Raw genomic sequence first — 23,343 nt, 5'->3', positions numbered from 1 at the left:
TTTTATCATAACCCCTATTGATCGTCATGACAAACATACGTCTGCCCTAATGTTATATGTCCGAACACATAACAGCCGCAGATTACGATCGCTTAAAAATAATGTTGTCAATAAGCCGTGCCTGTGGATAACGAACGGCAGCAGCAAGAATCAGGTGATTATCAGAATTATTTTCTGGCAATGGTTCCAGGCTCGGGTACGTTACTAATTCCACATAATCAATAGAGGCTTGTAAGTTCTGTGCCAACTGTTCTTCTAGTGTGCGTTCAATGAGCGGTGCTGTTTCTGCTTTTGTTCTAAAACGTTCATATCCTTGTTTTAGAGCCTCATATAAAAAAGGAGCTTCCTTTCGTTCTTCCTCATTTAAAAATACATTTCTTGATGATACGGCAAGTCCATCTTCTTCGCGAACCGTCTCTCCGCCAACAACTGAAACATTGATATGGAAGTCTTCACACATACGCTTTAAGATCGCCAACTGTTGCCCATCTTTTTTTCCAAAATATGCAGCATCCGGACGCACCATCTGTAAGAACTTCATAACAACAGTGGCTACTCCATCAAAATGACCGGGACGGTGACGACCGCATAACCGTTCACTCATCTTTCCAACTTGAACGGTGATCGCTGGTTCGCGCGGATATACATCTTGAATAGCTGGAATCCAGATTGCATCCACCCCTGCCTCTCGCGCCTTTTCAATATCCCCTTCCTCATCCCTAGGATAACGTTCGTAATCCTCCCCTTCTCCGAATTGTAAAGGGTTTACAAAAATTGTCATTACGACGTGATCATATTCTGCTTTTGCTTGTTCCACTAATTGCAAATGTCCGCGATGTAATGCCCCCATCGTAGGTATAAGGGCAATCGAACCCCGCCCTTCTAATTGTCCACGGCAGTCTACCCACTCATTTCTCGTTCGGCATATGTTCACTTTGATGGCCTCCTCTTCGCAATAAGCCTAAATCCCCGCTATAAATCAAATGAACTTGACCATTTTGATCCTGTAACTGCAAAACCCCTTCGTTATTAATCCCTAACATATGGCCGACGATCGTGTCATTACCTTGGATCACCTTAACCGGTTGGTTGTAAGCACCGGCATAATGCTCCCACATCTTCCTTATTTGTGTAAAACCTTCCTTGATCCATAAGTCATACCATTGTTCAAAAGAAACAAAAAGCGCTTGCAAAATCTGTGTTCGTGACCACTCCTGCCCACTTTCGATGTACAGCGATGTTGCTTTATTTTGTAGATCGGCAGGAAACTGTTCTTTTTTTTGATTAATATTTAAACCGATACCCACCACCATCATTTGCATTTGATCGGACTCTGCTTGCATTTCTGTTAAAATACCCGCAACTTTGCAATCATTAATATAAATATCATTGGGCCATTTGATTTGTACAGGGAGTTTACTGATGGTCTCTAAGGCGTCCGAAATCGCAACGGCTGTAACTAATGTTAACTGAGGGGCTTCCCGTAAGGAGATATCTGGTTTCACAATGATCGACACACTAATACTTGTGTTTTCAGGGGATTGCCATGGTCGCTCCATACGGCCTCGTCCCCCGGTTTGTTCACTCGCTACTACAGTTGTACCGTGAGGAGTTCCCTCTCGATATGTTTCTTTAGCCAACGTTTGTGTAGAATGTACCGACTTTTTATAAATCGTTGTTTGACCAATCTTCCGCGTGGGGAGACCCGCTTTAATTTCGGCTTCACTTAACGTCTCAGGCCGACGTTTTAATTGATAACCCTTTCGTGGGACCGCTTCAATGACATATCCTTCCTGCCGTAAATTTTCCATATGCTTCCATATTGCTGTTCGGCTCACGCCGAGTCGATCACTTAACTGTTGACCGGAAACAAAATCATCCTTCATTTCTGTAAGTACATGTAATAAATCATGTTTCATACAATCGCTCCTTCACCCAAGCTAATAAAGCCTCCCGCTCGTTGCTTATACGTTCATCTATAATGGCTATTTCAAGTTCATGTAAAATTTTCCCGAGCCACTCACCTGGCTCTTTATTCAGATAAGAACTAACTTCCAGAGGATGCACCGCAATTTCCTGTCGACTTTGAATCGGTAACGAAGCTATCAACCTTTCCACATCCAGCTTTCCTCCAGGCACAGTATCCGACAACATATGAGCAGTTCTTTCCGCTTGCACAGCCAACGCTACCCCTGCATGATAAAGGCTGTGTTTACTCCATACAGATGATAATCGCTTTTTCATATAAAAAAACAGGCGCTCCGCATTTTTTATCCACTTTTTCGATAATCGCCATTTGCGTAGACTTTCACGAACATCCCTTTCACCAATCATATATAAAAATATAACCCATTTTTCCGAAAGTGTCTCTGCTTCTGCCACAGCAGCAAATGAAGGAGAAGGGCTCATCCTTGTCCCAGAAAATAATTCAGCGATTACACCGCGTCTCCATAACCAGATAAGCCCTTTAGACGCATCATCGGAAGACAATAACCGGTTCATTTCTTGACCTATTCTTTCTGGAGACACCTCATGCAAAAGCTTTTGCTTCACTTCACACGTATCATTTAACTTTTGATCTGGTCTTAAATTATAAACAGCCATGAAGCGGGCGACACGGAGAATGCGTAGGGGATCTCGAGTGATCGCAACGGGATCAATCAGGCGTAGAACACCTGCCTGTATATCTTGTTCTCCAAGAAAAGGATCGATCTTCTCTCCTTCTGCATTTAAAGCGATCGCGTTCACGGTAAAATCACGAAACGCTAAATTTTCTACTATGGGTTGCCCATTAAGTTCACTGATTTCTACGTGTACCCCATTCATGACCATTGAAGCCAACGGTACCGTCGTATGAATGGCAGTTGCCTGTGGAAAAATCGCTATGATTTCACTCATATCAGCCGAAGTTACAATATCCAGGTCAACAAGTTCTTTTTCCATGAAAGTATCACGGACAGCGCCGCCAACGATATAAGCTTCGTGTCCATTGTCGCCAATTGTATTTAACAACGCATAACCGAGTTGCAATGTACTTTTCTTCATGACGAGCGAAGCATTTCCAAATAGAGTTGTTCATATTGGGCGACAATCGTATCACTGTTGAATTGGGAAAACGCACGCGCTTTTCCAGCAGCTGCCATTTTTTGATGCAATGATCCATCCCTGAGAATGGAAAGTGCTGCTTGTGCGGCCGCTTCATAATCGTACACAGGAGAAATTACTCCCGTTTCCTGGTCACGAATAACTTCAGGTATACCTCCGATATTTGTACCAACGACGGGAACACCAACAGCCATGGCTTCTAGCGCGGTAAGCCCAAAGCTTTCCTTTTCTGAAAGTAAGAGCATTACATCAGCAAGGCCAATTAGTTCATAAATTTGACTTTGATTGCCAAGGAATAAGACTTCTTCTTGAAGGCCCTGTTCATACACAAGTTTTTCAAGGGAATGACGTTGTGGTCCATCGCCGATTAATAATAATTTGCTCTTATATTCCCGACGAATAATCGCAAAAGCACGGATCACATCTTCAACTCTTTTTACAGGGCGAAAATTTGACATATGTACCAGTACTTTTTCATCACGTTCAATTCCATATCCTCTTTTTATTGCATGCTGATCCTGATCAATCGTCACGCTTGGTGGCACAAAATTATAGATCTTCTCCATCCCCCGTCGAACTCCAAGTTGTTCCCTCGTCTGGTTAATAAGAAAATGGGAAACCGCTGTAACGACATCGGAACGATCAATACCGTAACGAATAATGTTTTTTAAGGAAGGATCTTGAGCGAGTACAGTTATGTCCGTACCATGAAGCGTAGTCATCACCTTTAACTTTCCACCGGTCATATCCTTGGCCAAGGCAGCAGAAACGGCATGAGGGATTGCATAATGGACATGAAGAAGATCTAGCCCATGCATCTCGGTTACCTCAGCCATTTTACTCGCCAACGCAAGATCGTAAGGGGGATAACGAAAGACCTGATATTGGTTTACCTCGACTTCATGAAAAATGATATTTGGGTAGACACTCTGCAGTCGAAAAGGCAAGCTGGAAGTAATAAAATGGATTTCATGTCCTTTTTCAGCCAATCGTTTCCCGAGTTCTGTCGCCACGATCCCCGAGCCGCCAACAGTAGGGTAACAGGTAATTCCAATTTTTAAGCCTTTCATCATCTGTTCGCCTCACTTCAATCGTTTGATTCCGGTGATTTCACTACTTTGCGAAAACTGAAAGCACCATTCTTAAGACCTGAAATGAGTACTTCCGCAGTGCCCATATTCGTAGCGATCGGCACATTGTGAACATCGCACAGGCGAATGAGCGCGGTAATATCCGGCTCATGGGGCTGAGCTTGTAGAGGGTCCCGAAAAAATAGAACGAGGTCCATATTTCCAGCAGCCACCTGTGCTCCCAATTGCTGATCACCCCCGAGTGGTCCGGATAAATAGCGGGTGATCGGTAAGCCCGTTGCTTTAGCAATCTCATTTCCGGTCGTTCCAGTCGCAAAGAGCGTATGTGTCGATAAAACCCCTTTGTAAGCGATGGAAAAGTCGACAATTTCTTTTTTCTTGCGGTCATGGGCAATCAGAGCAATATTCATAGCATTACTCCATGATCTGCTCAAGACCATAAATGAGCGTTTTGGCATTGATAACCGTTTCTACGGCTAATTTGACACCGGGCATGAAGGAGCCGCGATCAATGGAATCGTGGCGAATGGTTAATGTTTGTCCGCTGCCTCCGAAAACCACTTCTTGATGAGCAACAAGACCTGGTAACCGTACACTGTGAATCGGCATACCATCAACATTCCCCCCGCGTGCACCTTCCAACGTTTCTGTTTCCTCTGGGTGACCCTGGGCTTTTTCACTACGTACTTCCGAGATCATGTTCGCCGTCTTCAAAGCTGTTCCTGAAGGGGCATCAAGTTTACGGTCATGGTGCCGTTCGATGATTTCAACATCATCAAAGTAGCGTGCGGCCATTTGCGAGAATTTCATCATCAATACAGCGCCAATGGCAAAGTTAGGTACAATCATCACCCCTAACGACTTGTCTTCCGACTTTTGACGAAGGCGTTCAATTTCTGCTTCTGAAAATCCTGTCGTACCAATCACCGGGCGGACATGGTGATCAAGTGCCTTTTCTAAATTAATTTTCGCTGCATCTGGCGTTGTTAAATCAATAAACACATCAGCTTCTACTTCAGATAAACACTGTTCAACATCCGTATAAACCTGAACCTGCCCATCTGAGAAACCGGTTTCCGATTCTTGCTTACGGTCAAGGTAAGCTACAAGTTGAAAATGTGCTGTATTTGCAATTAATTGACGGGCAGCACTCCCCATTTTCCCCCGAGGTCCAGCTAAAATAATGCGAATCTCACGTGTTGACATTTTCTTCTGTCTCTCCTTCCTGAGTCAGTGTCCAACGACCCCGATCTCTTGTCTCAAATTTATCCATAACATGTCCAAAGCTTTCCGTTAAATCAATATCCAGAGAGTTGGCGAAGCAAATAAGGACAAACAAAAGATCTCCAAGCTCTTCTTCTAACTTCTTCTCCTCTTCATCCTTTTTCTTAGGTTTCTCACCGTAGGTATGGTTGACTTCCCTTGCAAGCTCTCCCACTTCTTCTGACATACGTGCGAGCATTGATAGCGGGGAGAAATACCCTTCCTTAAATTGACTAATATATTGGTCAACCTCTTTTTGCATATCTTTCATCGATTGATCTTGCATTACGTCTACTCCTTTCGATCTATTCCTGCTGTATTTGCTCAAACTACATTTTTAGCCTATAATATGTAAGGCTTATCCTACGGATAGAGGAGGAACGCTGTTGGTACATTTTCTTCAAAGCACGAAACGCGTGTTCTTTATTCTTTTAGGGTGCGCGTTTATGTCGTTCGGTCTCGTTTATTTTAACATGGAAAACAATCTTGCGGATGGTGGATTTACAGGGATTACTCTTATTCTATTTTTTATTTTCTCGATTGACCCTGCCATTTCTAATATTGTTCTTAACATCCCCATGTTCTTTATTGGTTACCGCATTCTCGGGAAATCGCTTTTCTTTTATACATTAATCGGAACCTTTGGGCTTTCCTTCTTCCTTTGGTTCTTTCAGGAATACCGGCTCATCAATGTCCCTTTACAAGATGATCTCACCCTTGCTGCACTTTTTGCCGGTGTTTTTATCGGATCAGGCCTGGGCATCGTTTTTCGCTTTGGGGGGACAACTGGCGGAGCTGACATTATCGCCAAGCTCATGTTTACATACTCTGGCATCAGCATCGGACGCACGCTATTCTTGATCGATGCCATTGTCATAACATCTTCGCTCATCTATCTGGATTACCGTGAGGCTATGTACACGCTCGTGGCTGTTTTTGTTGCTGCACGTGTCGTCGACTTTATTCAGCAAGGAGCGTACTCCGGTAAAGCTGCTTTTATCATATCCGAAAATACAAGCGCGATTGCAGATGCCATACAGGTTGAAATGGAGCGCGGAGCGACGATCCTGAGTGGCCGCGGGTCTTTTACCGGTTCCAATAAGGAAATCCTCTATTGTGTTGTCAGTCGTCATGAAATTGCCCGTCTCAAAGGTCTAATCGAGAGAGTGGATCCGCTCGCGTTCGTATCGATCTCCAACGTCCAAGACGTTGCAGGGGAAGGATTTACATTCGACGATGAACAAAAACCACTGCAATAATATTCTTTAATGAAAGCCAAAAAAAGCGCTCGAGAGCGCTTTTTTTGCGATTAATCATTGTTGGCCATCACATACATTAAAATGAAGCGGACGAGTTCAAGTACGGCTACGAGCGCAGCTGCGACATAAGTGAGAGCTGCAGCGTTCAGCACTTTCTTTGATTCTTTTTCCTCATCATTACGAATAATTCCGCTTGAAATCATTTGCGTCATGGCCCGGTTACTTGCGTTAAATTCCACAGGCAAGGTTACGAGCTGAAATAATACAGCTGCTGCCATCGCAATAATCCCTAAAAGCATCAGGCCACTTAATTGCATAAGTGCGCCGCCAATAATCAAGAAAATAGCTGCATTCGATCCAAAGTTCGCTACTGGAACAAGAGCACTGCGAAAACGCATAAAGCTATAATCTTCCGCATCTTGAAGGACGTGCCCAACTTCGTGGGCCGCCACCGAAGTTCCAGCAACGGAACTCCCGTAGTAGTTATCTTCGGACAAACGTACCGTTTTCGAACGAGGATCATAATGATCACTCAATTGCCCTTTTACCGGCTCCACATTCACATCATGGATACCGTTATCCTGCATGATCTTGCTTGCCACTTGAGCGCCAGTCATTCCCGAGCTATTACTTACTTGAGAATATTTTTTGTACGTGGATTTCACACGCATTTGTGCCCAAATCGGGATAATCATCAACAACGCAAAATAGATCAAAAATGCCGTTAAACTCATAATTTCACCTCCACACCTCTCTCTACTCTATATCTATTTTATTGAATCATGGCGTCTACGTCAACGCTCACGCCTTGCCCGGGCACGCTTTTTCTCACCCTGGTATTTTTTCCAACCAGCGTAAGAGAGTGACAATAAAATCGATCCGCTTATGATCGCAATGACGATCATGAGTGAAGGGTCATTTTCATTCATTTCTCCATCATATAAACGATCGATTTCGAATTCCAAAGCATCAAAAAACGGCCGAGCTTCATTTTCGTCCTTTAAACGATGGCTGTGTTCGCTCATAAAGTTAACAAGGGAGCGAAGTTCTTCACGCTCGGGCAATGATAGCTTCAATGTTGCTGCCGGGTAAATCATTTCAAAAGTTCGCTTCCATTCATTCCAAGCATGTTGAAAGGAAGCCCCGCCCTCGGAAGCTGATTCTCTTAACTCTTGTAATTGTTCTTTGACGTCATTTTCTGTTTCTTTCCATTTTGGGCGCTCTGTATGCATCACTGCATCCACCACATAGTGAAAACGCATCGCTTCCCTGACCCGTTCATCATGTTCCATTGATGCTTCTGTCAATGCTCCTAACAGACGCTCGTAACTCATGATAATCGTTCCCATATCATGAACATCTAAATCCATCACCTGATAATTTGCGCTCGTAAGTTCATCCGTGAGCGCCCTCAGGCGTGCACGCCCGTCCTCATATTTTCCAGATTGTACGAGCTGCAGAATTTCACCGGCTTCGGCATCGATGTGTGCCCAAACTTCTTCTTCACGCTCTTCTTGATCTGCAGCGAGACCTATTAAAAAGATTATAGCCATAACCAATATCAACCAGCCACGCACCGAACAGCCTCCTCCCTTGTCCTCTTAATCCAAGCCTATGAATAAAAGGACAAGAGTAGACCATCATTCATCATGGCAAGTCTAGACGATATTTCCTATGGCGAACGTTGTAGAAATAAACAATCGCGATCGCCGCCATGCCGAGCCAAAATGTGAAATAACCAATGTGATCAATATAAGGCTCGAGTACCGGACTTACCCACGGATGCATCCCATACACATAATCAATGATATCGTTATGTACGGTCCAAATCCCAACAACGACAAGGTGCCAAGGTTTGATACGATAGTAAGGCAAGAACAGCACAGCCTGTAAAGCCATTCCAAAGTGCGATGCGATAAGCATGTAATTTTGCCAACCGACCTGCCCCCCCAAAATGTCTTGACCGAGATTTATGACAACGGCCCACACTCCATATTTAATAAGCGTAACTGCTGCGAATGCTTCAAGCAAACCTATATTTTTTCTCAAAAGAAAAGCCGCAAGTACCCCTGTAAAAAATAAACTTGCTGTAGGGCTATCGGGAACAAACGGAAGAAAAATAACAGGGGTTTGAGCTAATTGGCCTTCATACCAATAAAACCCGTATAACGTGCCGGCGCCATTAACCAATAACAGCGCCCACAATATCGAGGGTCGAGCTAAAAATTCAGCGAACATTCGCACAGCAGCCACTCCTTTAAAGAGCATTGATACCTTGAGTATGAAAAAAGCTGACAACAGTCAGCTTTTTTCATCACCGTATTATTCTTCTTAGGCATCCTCTTCATCATTTTCTTCGTCTTCTTCAGTTTCTTCTTCGTCGTCTCCATTTACATCTTCATCTTCATTAGCACCGCCGCCAGCTACGATGTATTCAGATAAGATTTGAAGTTCTTCTTCAGTGCCATCAAACATATCCCCTGGCATTTCTCCAATCCCGTTTACAGAAATCTCAGCGACCCCTTCAACGTCGTATGCCAGATCATAAAGGTCCGGTCCCTGTACACCCGGGTTCCCCTCTAGATTATCACCGTGACATGATATACAGCCTTGTTCCTGATAGATCTCATAACCCTCGTGGCTTTGATCGACTTCCCTTATATCCTCATCATCCATTGCTGCCTGTTCCGCATCTGCTTCCCAGTCATGCTGTTCAACAGACTCCCAGGTAAGATAGATCGTGGAGATGACACCCAGAGTCATCATAGCGGTCGCGATTGGGCGCTGAGATAGTCTCCGTTCCGGGCCTTTATCAAGCCATGGAGCGAGTAGTAACGCCCCGAATGCAAGTCCAGGAAGCACAACCGTCCCCAAAACAACGTAATCACCAGCAGCGTATTCATACTTAAGTAACTGATAAAGGAATAAGAAAAACCAGTCTGGTAATGGAACATATCCTGTATCGTTTGGATCAGCTTCTCGTTCGAGTGGGGCTGGATGGGCCACCGTTAAACAAAGAAAGCCAATAAGAAATACCGCACCGACAAGCCATTCTTTCAGCAAATAGTTCGGAAAAAAAGCTTCTGTCTTGCCGGGATATTCCGAGTAATCTTTAGGTATATTCTGCATGCGATGTTCGCGCGCAGGTATCCTGGAATCGGTAACATACTTCATTCCTTTTCCTCGACGCATCGGTTCCCCTCCTAAGGTGAGGCAATCCTAGACCCTATAGAGGTCCAGAAATGCCTTGTCTACGAATCATAATAAAGTGAACAGCGACTAAAGCTAACAATGCCCCTGGCAGGAAGAATACGTGAATCGCAAAGAAGCGGGTAAGCGTCTGTGCACCGATAAATTCTCCTCCAGCTAGCAAGGTGTATAGCAGCTCCCCAATGACGGGAACAGTTTCGGCAATCTCCAGACCGACCTGTGTGGCGAAATAAGCTTTCATATCCCACGGCAGCAAGTATCCGGTAAAGCCTAAACCTAAGATAATGAAAAAGAGAAGTACACCTACTACCCAGTTAATCTCACGGGGCTTCTTATAAGAACCGGTAAAAAATACTCTTAAGGTATGTAAGAAAACCATAACAATGACGACACTGGCGCCCCAATGGTGCATGCCTCGAACAATCATTCCATAGGCGACATCACTTTGTAAGTACTCCACAGATGCGTGGGCGTTCACAATATCCGGTACATAATACATCGTTAAAAACATGCCAGATAATATTTGGATAACAACCGTGAAAAAAGTCAAACCGCCAAAGCAGTAAACAAATGCCGAGAAATGGTGCCCTGGGTTTACATGCTCGGGCACCTCATGATCAGCCACGTCGCGCCAAAGCGGTGTGACATCTACACGATCGTCAATCCAATCGTAGATACGTTGTAACATGATCAATGCCCCTCCTAGATTTGTGGTTGTGCATTCGTGCCGAGAAAGACCCTGCCGTCTCGCACTTCGAGTGGGTAACGATGAAGCGGTTCGGTCGGTGGTGTGCCAGGCACATTATTACCATCTCTTTCAAATCGTCCTAAGTGGCAAGGACAAAAGAATTGTTCCGGGTTATCCGGATCCGTCCCCCAGTTCACCGTACAACCCAAATGTGTGCACACAGAAGATAAGGCTACGACTTCATCCCCCTCTAAAAAGAGCCAAACCGTTTCACTGACTTGTTCTATGTGCCAGCCTTGATCTTGCTCATACTCCAGATCATAGGCTTGTGGCACCTCTGTTAATTCATCGACAGCCGCAACATCAACCATGTCGTCTGCCGCATCGGCTTGCAAGAGCGGGTCAACGGCAAAACGCACCATTGGCATAACGACCCCCGCTGCCATAAAACCGCCAACGCCGGTTAATGTATACGTTAGAAACTGTCTTCTAGATACGTTGTGGTTTTTTTCCACTACACTCTCCTCCTACCTCAAAAAATCACTCTTGTATTAAGACCTCTCTGAAACAGCGGTTGAATTTTTGCAACTATTTTGTAGAACCGCAAAGAATAGACAAACAAAACTAAGACATATATATGATAGCCTAGCGGTTCAGAGCATGTCAATCTTTTCAAGACTGCCATTTTGCAAAGGTATTTTATGAACCTTTATCCTGTCGCCACTCCTTCATAATAGTTGGCAAAATTTCTTTCATTTGATCATTGATGGTTTTTTGCCGTAATTGCGGGTCCAAGTGCTCGATCGGCAAATGCGGGAGCCATAATAGCAAACCACCCGGGATTTCATCTTCATATTTTTTCCACATAGGATCGCTAGTTAGCCAGATGATGTGGTTTTTTCCGTTGGCTTTTAGCTCTTCTACCCAGGCATTTAAGTGTTGAAGAAGCTCTTCCACCCCTTCATTTTGAGGATAACTAAGGGGAGGGAGCTGCATCATTCTTCCGCGAAATTGCTTTTCCATTTCCATTGCAATCAACGATATGTATTCCCCCATTGCCACTTTCATTTTCATCTCTTCCCCAAGTGATACAGGTAAAAGGGGGATGAGGGCGGTATCGACATAACTTTGGGATTGTTGGTACGTATCAATATCTGTTGTTTGCCACCGCATAAAAAAACTCCTTTTCCCCATATACTTCTAATCGAAGGAGACAAACCCTTCCCACATTATAAGGAATCTAGCTAAAAAAAGCCAGTTCCAATCGCCAAAGAAGTTATTGTTCACGAGATTGTAATTCTTCTACAAACAGTTGAAGCTCGTGGTTCTCCGGTTGTAATTGGGCTGCCCGGCTGAAGATCATCTTCGCATCTTTCTGCCTTCCATTTTCCAGTAAAAGATGACCATACTCTTCCAAGGCTCCCCCATCTGTTTCTATATATGCATATGCCTGTTCATAGAAAGGTAACGCTTCCTCGACTTCGTCGTCGATATAATGAGCTTTTCCCTCATAGAAAGTGAATAATGGATCTTCTTCTCCAGCTGCACGTAACTGGTCAATTAACGTTTTGATATCATCACTTCGCTCTTCATCCGCATACATGCGAAGCAGCGCAGCACTGGCACCTAGATTTCCAGGATGGTACTCAAGAGCCTGCTTTAAGGATTGTTCCGCGTGTTCAAATTGCCCGAGTGCTTGTTGGAGGCGTCCCGTTTCAGCGTAGAGGTGCTCATTATGACGATCCACCTCCAGCCCTGCTTCTGCTGTTTGTAAGGCGTTTTCAAATTGCCGCTCAGCTTCATATGCTTCGATTAAAGGCGAGTACAGACTGCTATATTCTGGATCAAGCTTTTTCAGATTTTCTAATTGTTCTATTGCTGTCGAGTAGTCGTTAAGCTGCAACGCAGTGAAACCATATCCAAAAAGCGCTCGCGGGTCCTCGTCTTCTTCTACGGCTTCAGCATAATAAGGGATCGCCGTCTCAAAAGCCCCTGTATTACTATAGGCTTCCGCGAGCAGTACATTTACATTTGCCTCAGAAGGATCAAACCCTTGTTGAATGGCCTGCTTTAAATAGGGAATGGCATTTTGATAATTCCCCTGTTCCACGTAATAACTGCCAAGACCCGCTAATAAAATCGGTTCATCCGGTGCTTGCTCGAGTGCCATAAACAATTTCCGTTCCGCCACTTCCTCTAACCCTTGTGTTTGGTAAAGGTCAGCAAGTAACATCTGTGCTTCTAAAAAAGACTCATCCTCAACAGTCACGGATTCAAGCAAATCAATAGCTTCTTCCTCTCGATCTAAATCAACTGCCGCTTCCGCTTTTAAAGTGAGCAAACTGCCTTCGTTGGGGTACGACTGCAAAAGGCGATCAACGATTCTAATCACCTCATGGGGGTGACCAAGAGATTGATAAGCAGCGGCGAGTTCAAGGGTTTCATCGTCGCTTGCAACCTTCTCAATTTCCTCGAGCTTGTCCAAACCTGCCTTAACATCCCCGTTCTCAATAAGACTCATGGCTTGCTCTATATCAGCAGGCATAGCGAAACCTCCTTTTGCCTAATTTTTTAGTTAACGTATCCACATCTCCATACGCTATTTTAGTATAGCAAAACGCTCTAAAAAAATAAAAAAACCTGAATGCAACGCGCGTAAACGCTTACAATTCAGGTCGAGCAAAATCGCTCTAAGGTTATGGATAGGAGTGGAGAGAAACCATACGCTAAATACTATTATAAATCATTTCTATTTCTCGTCAAGGTTTTTTCATAAAAATATAAAAAGAAAATTTCAGCCGAGAAAAGGAAGCGTCGTCCAAACGCTTCCTATATACTTATATCATGTAACTATGATTGACTTAATGATTTCAGTTTCTCATAAAATCCTGGGTAAGAAATGTCGCTGGCTTTAGCACCATGAATAACGGTTTCTCCATCGGCAATGAGTCCCGCAATGGTAAAGGCCATTCCTATTCGATGATCCTGAAAGCTATTGACTTCTCCGCCAGTAAGTGGTGTCGGTCCTGTGATCACCATGCCATCTTCTGTAGCTCTAATATTCGCTCCTAGTTGCTTTAATTGATTCACTGTTGTATCGATGCGATTGGTTTCTTTATATTTAAGCTCTACTGCATCCTTAATGACCGTTTCTCCTTTGGCTTGGGTGGCAACGACCGCTAGTACAGGCAACTCATCGATTAAGCGTGGAATCAGGGCACCAGAAATTACAGCCCCGTGCAGCGGCCTTTCTTTCACTACAATATCAGCGACTGGTTCACCGTTCACAATTCGTTCCTCTTGTAGAGATACATCCGCTCCCATGGCAAGCAAAGCGTCAATAACGCCCGTACGTGTAGGATTGACACCGACATTATTAACACGTAGATGGCTGTCTTTTACGGTGGCTGCAGCTGTAAGTAAAAATGCAGCAGAAGAGATGTCGCCCGGTATCTCCACGTTCTGCCCGGACAAGGTCTGACCCCCGGTAATCGCGACTCCATTTTCATAAACGTCCACATCTACACCGAAAGCGCTTAGCATTCGTTCTGTATGATCCCTTGAACGGTAAGGTTCCTGAACCGTCGTCTTTCCTTCCGCCTGCAATCCAGCAAGCAACAGCGCGCTTTTCACTTGTCCACTCGCCACAGGGGAGCGATAATCGATGGCTGTAAGTTTCGTATCACCGTTGACGGCAATGGGCGTGCGATTCCCGTTCTCTCTGCCCCATAGGCGCGCCCCCATTTGCATAAGCGGATTTGTGACTCTTGCCATCGGTCGTTTCGCGATCGATTCATCTCCGGAGACAACGCTAAAGTGCGGGTTCCCTGCCATAATACCAAGCATAAGACGGATCGTCGTTCCGGAGTTTCCGACATCAAGCACTTCCGAAGGTTCTTTCAAACCATCTAAGCCACACCCCTCGATCGTAACCGACTCTTGACCATGGTAAATAGAGACTCCCATTTTCTGAAAGCAGCGAATGGTTTGTTTACAGTCCTCACCGTCCAGAAACCCTTTTACTGTTGTCTTCCCTTTCGCTATTGCTCCAAGCATGACCGCACGATGCGAAATAGACTTATCTCCTGGAACTGTCGTGCTTCCTTGTAGGGCACCACTAGCAACGATTGCTTCTTTATCCATGCCCTGCCCCCCTCACTCACTAATGTATGTACTAAACTGTTCGGCTTCTAAGCAGTCAAGACCTCGTTGACGATCGGTCTCTCTTCGAAACGAAAGCCGAAGCACGCCCATAATATCTTCCCTTGCTTCTATAATTTGGATATTTGTAATGCTAATATTATGATTCGCAAGTATTCCCGTGACCTCCGAGATCACACCTGGGCGATCCGGAACATCCACGAACAAGTCATAGAAGGCAGGAATTGCTCCTTTCTTTTTGGATGGCAAGCCGTCACGGTATTGCTTCGCATCAGAAAAAAATGATTGCAAACCACGATCATCTTCAGCTTCAATCAGGCCCTGTACCTTCTGCATATCCGATTGCCAACGCTCTATCATTGGAATCAGTACATCTTTGTTATGCAATAAAATATCTCGCCACATCACAGGGTTGGCAGAGGCTATACGGGTGATATCCCGGAAACCTCCAGCAGCGAGCTCACCGATAAGGGGGTACTGCTGTCCCAATCGCGATAATTGGTGAACGAGTGAAGCTGCCACAATGTGCGGGAGGTGGCTAACACTGCCTGCAAATAAATCATGCAGACTGGCATCTAATTCAATGAAACGAGCGTTCGTACCAATCAACCACCGTTTTAATTCTTCCACATCCGCTGAGTCAGCACCAACGCCGGTCGTTAAAACATAGAAAGCATTTTCGAATAGATCAGCTCTCGAACCTTGAACACCACTTTTATGTGAACCCGCCATCGGATGTCCACCAATGAACTTGACTTCTCTTTCAGAAAGCAAACGTTCACTTTCTGATAATACCGTTTTCTTCGTACTGCCAACGTCAGTAATAATGACTCCAGGCTTTAAAGGCTCTTGAGCCAGAATTTCTAAAACCTCTAACGTTTTAGAAACCGGGGTCGCAATGATAATGACATCTGCGTCCCCTACATTCTCTTCCGCACTCGTATCTCCATAATCGATAATTTGCAAAGATGTTGCCATCTTTAAAGATGGTTCATGAACGTCAATGCCGATCATCTGCACGTAATGGGAATTACGAATGGCTAGGGCGACTGAACCGCCAATTAAGCCCAAGCCAATAACGACGACTTTTTTCGAAACGTTTGTCTTGTTTGATGGTTGCACCATATCTTTCACCTATACCTTTACCTGATCTTTACTCCAGCGAGTAAAGGCACGCATTAATTCTGCGTTTTCACTTTCGGTCCCGACAGATATTCGTATACAATGTGGAAAACCGAGTGCTTCACCAGAACGTACAATGACCCCCTGGCGTATGAGAGCGTTAAACACATCATCCCCGCTAGTTCCTACATCAACAAGGATGAAATTCGTTTCACTTGGGTAACAAATACAGCCGTTCTCATGAAAAAATACTTCCAGTTTGTTTTTTTCCGTTAAGTTTTTTTCATAACAATCGTTAATAAATGTTTGATCATCAAGGGCTGTAAGCGCTGCTTCTTGAGCCAACTTCGTAGTGTTAAAGGGGGGTCTCAACGGTTCAACTTTAGAGATGAAGGATTCCGCTCCAACCCCATACCCTATTCTTAAGCCCGCTAATCCATACATTTTGGAAAATGTACGTAATATTAACAAGTTATCGTACGTCTTTAGCATCGAAAGAGTGTCTGGATAATCACTTGCTTCTACATATTCCATGTATGCCTCATCACTTACGACCAGTACGTCGCTTGGTACTCGTTCCATGAAGCGCACAAAATCATCAGCATTGTTATATGTTCCAGAAGGGTTGTTCGGATTACATACCCAAACGATCTGCGTATTTTCATTAATATGATCAGCCATCGCTTTCAGGTCATGTAAACCATCCCGTAAAGGCACTTCTATAATTTCGGCTCCTTCGATAACAGCGTTATGTTTATATTGCGAAAATGTGGGAGTCGCCATCACCGTATTCGTGTTTTCCGAAAGTAAAGCTCGGCATACGAGTAAAATCACTTCATCAGAGCCAGCACCAAATAGTAATTGTTCCTCTTTCACCTGCAAGCGGCGAGCCAGTTCTTTACGCAATGCACTGGCATGGCCATCTGGGTACAATTGTTGTGTTCCTGTTTGATTGAGTAATTTTGTCACCTTTAACGAGGAACCATATGGGTTCTCATTAGAAGCTAATTTAATCACTTCTTCGAGGCCAAAATCCGCTTTCACTTCTTCGATTGGTTTTCCCGGTTCATATGGTTTTAACCCGTGAACAACGGGTTTAAACTTAATATTCATAGAATCACCTTTTACTGAATGTTCAAAAAGGAGGGTGAAAAGAGACGAAGGCGGCTAAAAAAGCGACGTTCCGTGAGAGACCTTTCATTTCGATACGTAGAGGGAGCGGCGTATAAGATGCACAGGATCTGATGGTTTTTTTAATGGAAGATCTACGTTTCTATTGTCCCAGCCTTTTGAACATTATCTTTTAGTTAATGATGTGTGACCATCTTGCTACGAAATAAGCGTCTCGACAAAGGCTTTTATGTCCCTTATCGCCTGTGGGCGTGATGAAGGATCAAGAAGACTTTCTTGGAGGTTTCCAATTTCTCGAACAATCGCACTTCCCACCACAGCTCCGTATCCCTTTGCATGAATAATATTTACCTGTTCATTTGTAGAAATACCAAATCCTACTGCTAATGGAACCTTACTATAGGCCTCAGTCTTTTCGAGAAATTCGTCCAACCGCTCATCAAAATTTTTCCTTACACCTGTGACCCCCAGACTTGATACACAATACAAAAACCCTTCCGCTTGACTGGCGATCGTTTGTATACGTTGATTGGATGTAGGAGCAACGAGAGAGACAAGGGAGAGCTCATGACGGTGACAACTCGTTCGTACCTCATCATTCTCTTCATACGGCAGATCAGGAATTAGCCAACCGTCTGCTCCAACCTTTCCAGCTTCCTCAATCCCTTCCTCAACACCATATCGAAGGAGTGGGTTCATATAGCAAAACAAAACAATCGGGATCGTTACCCCCCGCTCGCGAATCGCTCGTACGAGTGAAAACGTTTTTTCTAGCGTCATCCCTTCATTCAGAGCTCGTAGACCAGCTTCCTGAATGACAGGGCCATCAGCTAAAGGATCGGAGTAAGGAACACCTAGTTCAAGAATATGAGAACCGCTTTCTTCAAGTTGCACAGCAATATCAACAGCTGCATCAAAAGACGGATCGCCGGCCATCATATATGGAATAAACAAGTGATTTCCCGCTTCGCGCGCAGCTTTTTCTACTCTCTTCATGACTGCTCTTCCTTTCCACCTAGTTCACGCCTCACCGTTTCCACATCTTTATCCCCGCGCCCTGACAAGCAAAGAAGAATGTTATCTGAAGGGGTCATGGTCTTTGCCTTTTTAACAGCCAATGCAAGCGCATGTGCGCTTTCCAGTGCCGGCAGTATCCCCTCTGTTTTCGTCAACAGTACAAGAGCATCCAGCGCCTCTTTATCGCTGATTGCTTCGTAGCTAACTCGCTCAGAATCGGATAAATGCGCATGTTCTGGTCCGATTCCCGGATAATCAAGCCCAGCAGAGATCGAATATGGCTCCGTTATCTGCCCCGACTCATCTTGAAGCAAGTAGGTAAGCGCACCATGGATGACACCTGGATCTCCTTTTGCAAGACTTGCGGCATGCTCATCTGTATCAATACCATGTCCTGCTGCCTCTGCTGCGTACAAAGAAACATCCTCATCCTCAAGAAATGCAGTAAAGATTCCCATTGCGTTACTCCCGCCGCCTACGCAGGCGACGACCGCATCTGGTTGATCTTCTAATTGTCCTTTCGCCTCATCTCCGATCACGCGCTGAAACTCTCGTACCATTAGCGGATATGGGTGAGGACCAACAACTGACCCTATCAAATATACCGTATCATCAACGTTAGACACCCAGTAACGAATCGCTTCATTAGTAGCATCTTTTAATGTTTGGCTGCCACTTTTCGCCGGAACCACCTCAGCACCTAACAACTCCATCCGAAAAACATTCAGACGCTGCCTTTCCATATCTTTGGCACCCATATAAATTTTACATTCCAATCCATACTTTGCAGCCACTGTAGCGGTGGCTACTCCATGCTGACCCGCACCTGTTTCTGCAACGATTTTTTTCTTCCCCATTCGAATTGCAAGAAGTGCTTGACCAATCGCATTATTGATCTTGTGAGCGCCCGTGTGCAGAAGGTCCTCCCTTTTCAAATAGATGCGGGCACCACCGACATGTTCCGTTAAACGATCTGCATACGTTAGTGGCGTGCGTCTGCCTGCATATTCTTGAAGTGCTTCACGATAATTTTGCATAAAATCCGGATCTGCCAATGCTTCGTGTAAACCTGCTTCAAGCTCTTCAAGTGCAGCCATCACTGTCTCTGGAACATATTTCCCGCCAAAAGCTCCATAACGACCGCGGGTATCAGGATAGGACGTACTCATCTTTGCTCACCTGCTTTACGATTGCTTCCATTTTTGTTTGATCTTTACACCCTTCATTCTCAATTCCACTTGAAACGTCGATTCCATCGGGATTATAAGCGAGAAGCTCATCCACATTTTCGGGTGAGATGCCGCCCGCAATCCACAATGGACGGTTTAACTGCCGGGCGAAATGAATGTACACGGGCACCGTGCCCCAATTAAAACGTCGGCCGGTACCACCTTTTTGCTCTTCACTACCGGCATCTACAATGAAACCATCAACAAAGGGAGAAAATGCACTCAACTGATCCAAAGTCCCTTTGCGATGGCGCAAAGCCTTGATGATTTGTTTTCCAGTCGCCTTTTTTACTTCCAATAAAAATTGCGGTGATTCATTACCATGAAATTGCAGAATATCTAAAGATACCGATTCTAAAAGATTATGAATGTCCTCATGACTTGGATCAACCATTACCGCAGCGGTTTTCTGATGTTCATTTAAAGAAACGGAGGCAAGCCAATGTTGTACGGCTTCAGGGGCTACTTTTCGTTTGCTCCTTGCAAATACAAAGCCGAGTGTATCCGCACCTGTTTTTACCGCATTCCTTACATCTTGATCTGATTGAAGCCCACAAAATTTGATATCAATCATGCCAATTGCGCACCTTTCTTAAGCTCGGGAATAACCGTTTCGGGATCACCATCCGTAACGAGTCTTTCTCCCATTAGCATTGCTTTTGCTCCAGCACGTGTAATGGTCGAAACATCTTCAGCTGTATGAATCCCACTTTCACTAATGACAAGGCTTTGTTCAGGAACATGGCTGAACAATTCAATGGTTTGGTTTAGATCCGTCTTAAATGTTTTCAGATTACGGTTATTAATACCGATCAGCGGCGGCTCATAAACATCTAATAGACGATCAAGTTCGTTTTTAGTATGCACTTCCACCAGACTTTCAAGACCATAATTTTTCGCAAGCTTGGAAAACTCCAATATTTGATTGGGTTCTAGAATTGAGGCAATTAACAAGATCGCATCGGCACCGATTCGCGCGCTTTCTTCAATTTGTCTTTCATCAATAATAAAATCTTTTCGAAGAACCGGCAACCCGACGGCTTTTTTAACGGTAATTAAATCGGTGAGCGCTCCTTGAAAATAAGGCTGATCTGTAAGTACCGAGATCGCATCGGCACCCCCGGCTTCATATGCCTTTGCTCTCGAGATGATATCAAGATCCGAGGCAAACTCCCCCTTCGACGGAGATGCTCGCTTAATCTCGGCGATTAAGCCAATACCATCATGAATACCAGCAAACGCGAGCGACTTTTGCAATGAATAATGAGGAACATATTCCTGGCGGGGCATTTGGAAAAATTTCAAGTCCGTCTTTTTTCGATTCACAATTTCTTCAAGCATAAATTTTTCCTGCCTTTCCTTGCAACTGATGAAAGTGTGTTAAGACCGTTCTGTCTTCCAATGCTTCACATGCACGCTTGTAGGCTTCTTCCCAGCTCTCATTGCTACTCACATACAAGCCGGCAGCCATATTAAGCAAAAAGATTTGCTTTGCGCTTTCTAAAGCTTGGTCCTTAAATATATTATGAATCATCGTTGCACTTTCGGCAATTGAATTCACTTGAATGTCAGAAAGCTTCCCTTTTTGAATGCCAAACATTTCTGGATCGATCGTATAAGACTTTATTTCTTCTCCGTTCAATTCTGTCACATACGTTTTCCCGGTAATCGTAATTTCATCAATGCCATCTTCACCCGTAACAAATAGGGCACGCCTTGTGCCCAATCTTCGCAGCACTTCAGCCATCATTTTTCCATACTCTTTGTTAAATACACCGACAACCTGATAATCAGCATTGGCAGGATTCGTCAAAGGACCCAGTACATTAAAGATCGTTCGAAAGCCCAATGATTTTCGCGTCTTGACTACATGTTTCATCGCACTATGGTAAAGGGGAGCGAACATAAAGGAAAGACCATAATCATTGATCACTGTCTCCAATTCTACCGGATCAGTGTCGATGGGAATATGAAGGTGTTCTAACACGTCGGCGCTTCCACTTTTTGAAGAGACGAAACGATTGCCATGCTTGGCAACGGGGACACCACACGCACTCACCCCAATAGCTGCCGCGGTGGAAATGTTAAACGTTGACAACTGATCGCCTCCCGTCCCGCACGTGTCAAGTAATGGTATATGTTTAGGACGGGATACAGCCGTTGCATGTTTTCGCATAGAACGAACGAAACCTGTTAACTCCTCGACTGTCTCGTTTCGATACCGCAGTATTGTTAGCAAGCTGCCAATCTGGCTCTCCTCTGCTTCTCCACGCATAATCTCATTCATGACCGCTTCTGAGGTTTCTTCGGAGAGTGTCTCCCCGTTAATCACTGACCTCAATACGTTTTTGATCATCTTTTCTCATCTCCTCTACACTCATCTCTTCTGCTGTTTCAATGGCGCTAAAAAGAGCAGCTGCCTTATTGATCGTTTCTTCATATTCTTCTTCTGGAACAGAGTCAGCGACAACACCAGCTCCAGCCTGGACACGGACCTTATTATTCTCGATAACCATCGTTCGGATCGCGATACAAGAGTCGATGTGTCCATTATATGCAATGTAGCCAATTCCACCCGCATATATGCCCCGGGGGGTTGGCTCAAGTTCTTGAAGGATTTCCATGGCCCTCACCTTTGGCGCTCCTGATAACGTCCCTGCTGGAAAGCCAGAAAGGAGAGCCGTTAAAGGGGGAACGTCCCGTTGTAATTCACCGGAAACTTTTGAAACGAGATGCATGACATGGGAAAACTTCCCCACTTCCATGAATTTCGGGGTTTGGACTGTCCCATATCGGGCAACACGGCCAACATCATTTCTCGCTAAATCAATTAACATTTGATGTTCTGCCCGTTCTTTCGGGGAAGCGAGCATTTCTTCAGCGAGTTCATCATCTTCCTCAGCCGAGTTCCCTCTTTTTCTCGTTCCCGCAATTGGATGAACTTCAACTTTCCCGTTTTTCACCTCTACGAGACGTTCTGGAGAACTGCCCACAATTTCCTTTTCTCCAAGCTTCAAAAAGAACATGTACGGAGAAGGATTCAGGCGCCTTAACACTCGGTAAATCATAAATGCCGATGTCTCAATCTCTGCTTCAAACCGTTGAGAGATGACGGTTTGAAAAACATCCCCCTGCCTAATATACGCTTTGATTTTATTAACAGCGTCTTGAAACTCACTTTTTGTATAATTCGAATGGACTTTTGCAAAATTTGGTTCTTTGCGCTCGGGCATCTCATTCGAAAAGTTTACAGCAACGCGCTCTTCCATACGCATGATGAGCCCATCGATATAGTCCAATGCTTCTTTATATACGTCCTCAGCTTCTTTGTCTCTGCAATCTTTATAATGAACAATCGTCATTGTTGACTGTTTATGATCAAACGCAATCATCGTTTCACAAAAGAGAAAATGAACAGGATCCGGCGTAATTCCTTTATCTAACTTAATCGTTTTTTCCTGATGACGAACCGCATCATAGGGGATAACACCGACCGCACCTCCCGGAAATGGGACATCACTTTCTGCCGCCGGAGAAGGCTTTAAGGTCTCAAAAGTCCGTTGAAATGCCGTTTGTACATCGGCCGCGTTAACAACGGTCTCTCCATCAGAAGTTGTTAACTCAAAACCATTATCACTTTCTTTCAATTCATAAGCGGCGTGTAAGCCAACAAAGGAATAGCGCGACCACTCCGACGTATGATCATTCCCTTCGAGCAAACACACTGCATCTTCATTTAATTGCTGAAAAATTTGGATGGGTGTCGTCGTGTCTGCAAAAATACGCTTAATAACAGGAACGAGTCGGTAGTCATTGGTTTCTTCTACAAAGGAATCAAAGGAAGTCGCCATAGGTTTGATACTCCTCTCCTCTGGGAGAAGCTTTGGAGGATCAGGAAGATGGATAGAAGGGGGGTACGATGGAGATATAAAATATAAAACTCACCCCATTGCTTTGGGATGAGTGGATATCCATATACGTCAGCTAGGCTCTTCTCTGCTCCTGCTCTTCTCCACTCAACTCTAGTGATCTCTAACTCAAATAAAACTCTCTAATCTTAGTTCAAG

General features: G+C 44.5%; 25 protein-coding genes. 1 reads left to right on the top strand and 24 read right to left on the bottom strand.

Going from position 1 to position 23,343, the window contains the following annotated elements; genetic code table 11:
• Positions 1–82 precede the first annotated feature (82 nt).
• The 7 genes from panC to HNR44_RS04985 are packed head-to-tail and all read right to left on the bottom strand — an operon-like array spanning position 83 to position 5,745.
• The gene (gene panC / locus HNR44_RS05015; protein WP_343069364.1) at positions 83–934 is read right to left on the bottom strand and encodes a pantoate--beta-alanine ligase; all 852 of its coding nucleotides are present in this window, start codon (positions 932–934) and stop codon (positions 83–85) included.
• A complete protein-coding gene (locus HNR44_RS05010; RefSeq protein ID WP_184402988.1) occupies positions 909–1,919 on the bottom strand; it encodes a biotin--[acetyl-CoA-carboxylase] ligase in 1,011 nt (336 codons plus the stop codon). The genes panC and HNR44_RS05010 overlap by 26 nt, the downstream gene beginning before the upstream one ends.
• On the bottom strand, positions 1,909–3,045 hold the full coding sequence (locus HNR44_RS05005) for a tRNA nucleotidyltransferase/poly(A) polymerase-related protein (protein ID WP_184402987.1): 1,137 nt from the start codon (positions 3,043–3,045) through the stop codon (positions 1,909–1,911). Before HNR44_RS05005 ends, HNR44_RS05010 begins: the two co-directional genes overlap by 11 nt.
• Entirely contained in the window at positions 3,042–4,175 is a 1,134-nt protein-coding gene (bshA, locus tag HNR44_RS05000) for an N-acetyl-alpha-D-glucosaminyl L-malate synthase BshA (protein ID WP_184403564.1), read from the bottom strand. Before bshA ends, HNR44_RS05005 begins: the two co-directional genes overlap by 4 nt.
• 17 nt (positions 4,176–4,192) lie before the next feature.
• Positions 4,193–4,606 carry a methylglyoxal synthase gene (gene mgsA, locus HNR44_RS04995; RefSeq protein ID WP_184402986.1) on the bottom strand — a complete coding sequence of 138 codons (414 nt, stop codon included), beginning with the start codon at positions 4,604–4,606 and terminating at the stop codon, positions 4,193–4,195.
• Positions 4,607–4,610: 4 nt separating this feature from the next.
• On the bottom strand, positions 4,611–5,402 hold the full coding sequence (gene dapB / locus HNR44_RS04990; RefSeq protein WP_184402985.1) for a 4-hydroxy-tetrahydrodipicolinate reductase: 792 nt from the start codon (positions 5,400–5,402) through the stop codon (positions 4,611–4,613).
• The gene (locus HNR44_RS04985; protein ID WP_184402984.1) at positions 5,389–5,745 is read right to left on the bottom strand and encodes a nucleotide pyrophosphohydrolase; all 357 of its coding nucleotides are present in this window, start codon (positions 5,743–5,745) and stop codon (positions 5,389–5,391) included. Before HNR44_RS04985 ends, dapB begins: the two co-directional genes overlap by 14 nt.
• 100 nt (positions 5,746–5,845) lie before the next feature.
• Here HNR44_RS04985 and HNR44_RS04980 point away from each other — a divergent pair, with 100 nt between their 5' ends.
• Positions 5,846–6,718 (top strand): YitT family protein, encoded by an 873-nt coding sequence (locus HNR44_RS04980; protein WP_281381353.1) that lies wholly within the window; start codon positions 5,846–5,848, stop codon positions 6,716–6,718.
• 50 nt (positions 6,719–6,768) lie between these two features.
• Here the strand turns inward: HNR44_RS04980 and HNR44_RS04975 are convergent, their stop codons facing one another.
• The 17 genes from HNR44_RS04975 to trpE all read right to left on the bottom strand — a co-directional run bounded on the left by HNR44_RS04975 (position 6,769) and on the right by trpE (position 23,127).
• Complete coding sequence (locus tag HNR44_RS04975) at positions 6,769–7,452, bottom strand: zinc metallopeptidase (RefSeq protein ID WP_184402983.1); 684 nt, start codon at positions 7,450–7,452, stop codon at positions 6,769–6,771.
• Between the two features lie 60 nt (positions 7,453–7,512).
• The gene (locus HNR44_RS04970; RefSeq protein ID WP_184402982.1) at positions 7,513–8,295 is read right to left on the bottom strand and encodes a sporulation protein YpjB; all 783 of its coding nucleotides are present in this window, start codon (positions 8,293–8,295) and stop codon (positions 7,513–7,515) included.
• A gap of 70 nt (positions 8,296–8,365) precedes the next feature.
• Positions 8,366–8,962, bottom strand: a complete 597-nt coding sequence (locus HNR44_RS04965; RefSeq protein ID WP_484494488.1) for a DUF1405 domain-containing protein — start codon at positions 8,960–8,962, stop codon at positions 8,366–8,368.
• A gap of 87 nt (positions 8,963–9,049) precedes the next feature.
• On the bottom strand, positions 9,050–9,910 hold the full coding sequence (locus HNR44_RS04960) for a menaquinol-cytochrome c reductase cytochrome b/c subunit (protein ID WP_184402981.1): 861 nt from the start codon (positions 9,908–9,910) through the stop codon (positions 9,050–9,052).
• Positions 9,911–9,944: 34 nt separating this feature from the next.
• On the bottom strand, positions 9,945–10,616 hold the full coding sequence (qcrB, locus tag HNR44_RS04955) for a menaquinol-cytochrome c reductase cytochrome b subunit (protein ID WP_184402980.1): 672 nt from the start codon (positions 10,614–10,616) through the stop codon (positions 9,945–9,947).
• A 14-nt stretch (positions 10,617–10,630) separates the two neighbouring features.
• Positions 10,631–11,131 (bottom strand): Rieske (2Fe-2S) protein, encoded by a 501-nt coding sequence (locus HNR44_RS04950; protein ID WP_343069363.1) that lies wholly within the window; start codon positions 11,129–11,131, stop codon positions 10,631–10,633.
• Positions 11,132–11,315: 184 nt separating this feature from the next.
• The gene (locus HNR44_RS04945) at positions 11,316–11,789 is read right to left on the bottom strand and encodes a YpiF family protein (protein ID WP_184402979.1); all 474 of its coding nucleotides are present in this window, start codon (positions 11,787–11,789) and stop codon (positions 11,316–11,318) included.
• A 103-nt stretch (positions 11,790–11,892) separates the two neighbouring features.
• Positions 11,893–13,161, bottom strand: a complete 1,269-nt coding sequence (locus HNR44_RS04940) for a tetratricopeptide repeat protein (RefSeq protein WP_184402978.1) — start codon at positions 13,159–13,161, stop codon at positions 11,893–11,895.
• Between the two features lie 305 nt (positions 13,162–13,466).
• Complete coding sequence (aroA, locus tag HNR44_RS04935) at positions 13,467–14,759, bottom strand: 3-phosphoshikimate 1-carboxyvinyltransferase (RefSeq protein WP_184402977.1); 1,293 nt, start codon at positions 14,757–14,759, stop codon at positions 13,467–13,469.
• A 12-nt stretch (positions 14,760–14,771) separates the two neighbouring features.
• Entirely contained in the window at positions 14,772–15,902 is a 1,131-nt protein-coding gene (locus HNR44_RS04930) for a prephenate dehydrogenase (RefSeq protein ID WP_184402976.1), read from the bottom strand.
• Positions 15,903–15,911: 9 nt separating this feature from the next.
• A complete protein-coding gene (gene hisC, locus HNR44_RS04925) occupies positions 15,912–17,006 on the bottom strand; it encodes a histidinol-phosphate transaminase (RefSeq protein WP_343069419.1) in 1,095 nt (364 codons plus the stop codon).
• Between the two features lie 222 nt (positions 17,007–17,228).
• On the bottom strand, positions 17,229–18,026 hold the full coding sequence (gene trpA / locus HNR44_RS04920) for a tryptophan synthase subunit alpha (RefSeq protein ID WP_184402974.1): 798 nt from the start codon (positions 18,024–18,026) through the stop codon (positions 17,229–17,231).
• Positions 18,023–19,216, bottom strand: coding sequence for a tryptophan synthase subunit beta (gene trpB / locus HNR44_RS04915; protein ID WP_184402973.1), 1,194 nt, complete (start codon positions 19,214–19,216; stop codon positions 18,023–18,025). Before trpB ends, trpA begins: the two co-directional genes overlap by 4 nt.
• Positions 19,197–19,850, bottom strand: coding sequence for a phosphoribosylanthranilate isomerase (locus tag HNR44_RS04910; RefSeq protein WP_184402972.1), 654 nt, complete (start codon positions 19,848–19,850; stop codon positions 19,197–19,199). The genes trpB and HNR44_RS04910 overlap by 20 nt, the downstream gene beginning before the upstream one ends.
• On the bottom strand, positions 19,847–20,617 hold the full coding sequence (gene trpC, locus HNR44_RS04905) for an indole-3-glycerol phosphate synthase TrpC (RefSeq protein WP_184402971.1): 771 nt from the start codon (positions 20,615–20,617) through the stop codon (positions 19,847–19,849). Before trpC ends, HNR44_RS04910 begins: the two co-directional genes overlap by 4 nt.
• A complete protein-coding gene (trpD, locus tag HNR44_RS04900; RefSeq protein WP_184402970.1) occupies positions 20,610–21,632 on the bottom strand; it encodes an anthranilate phosphoribosyltransferase in 1,023 nt (340 codons plus the stop codon). Before trpD ends, trpC begins: the two co-directional genes overlap by 8 nt.
• The gene (gene trpE / locus HNR44_RS04895) at positions 21,601–23,127 is read right to left on the bottom strand and encodes an anthranilate synthase component I (RefSeq protein WP_184402969.1); all 1,527 of its coding nucleotides are present in this window, start codon (positions 23,125–23,127) and stop codon (positions 21,601–21,603) included. The genes trpD and trpE overlap by 32 nt, the downstream gene beginning before the upstream one ends.
• Between the last annotated feature and the right edge of the window lie 216 nt (positions 23,128–23,343).

Origin of the sequence: Geomicrobium halophilum, from assembly GCF_014207655.1 — a bacterium.
GTDB lineage: Bacteria > Bacillota > Bacilli > Bacillales > Marinococcaceae > Geomicrobium > Geomicrobium halophilum.
The sequence above is the reverse complement of the archived record's forward strand: the minus strand, read 5'-3'. Positions and strand labels throughout refer to the sequence as shown.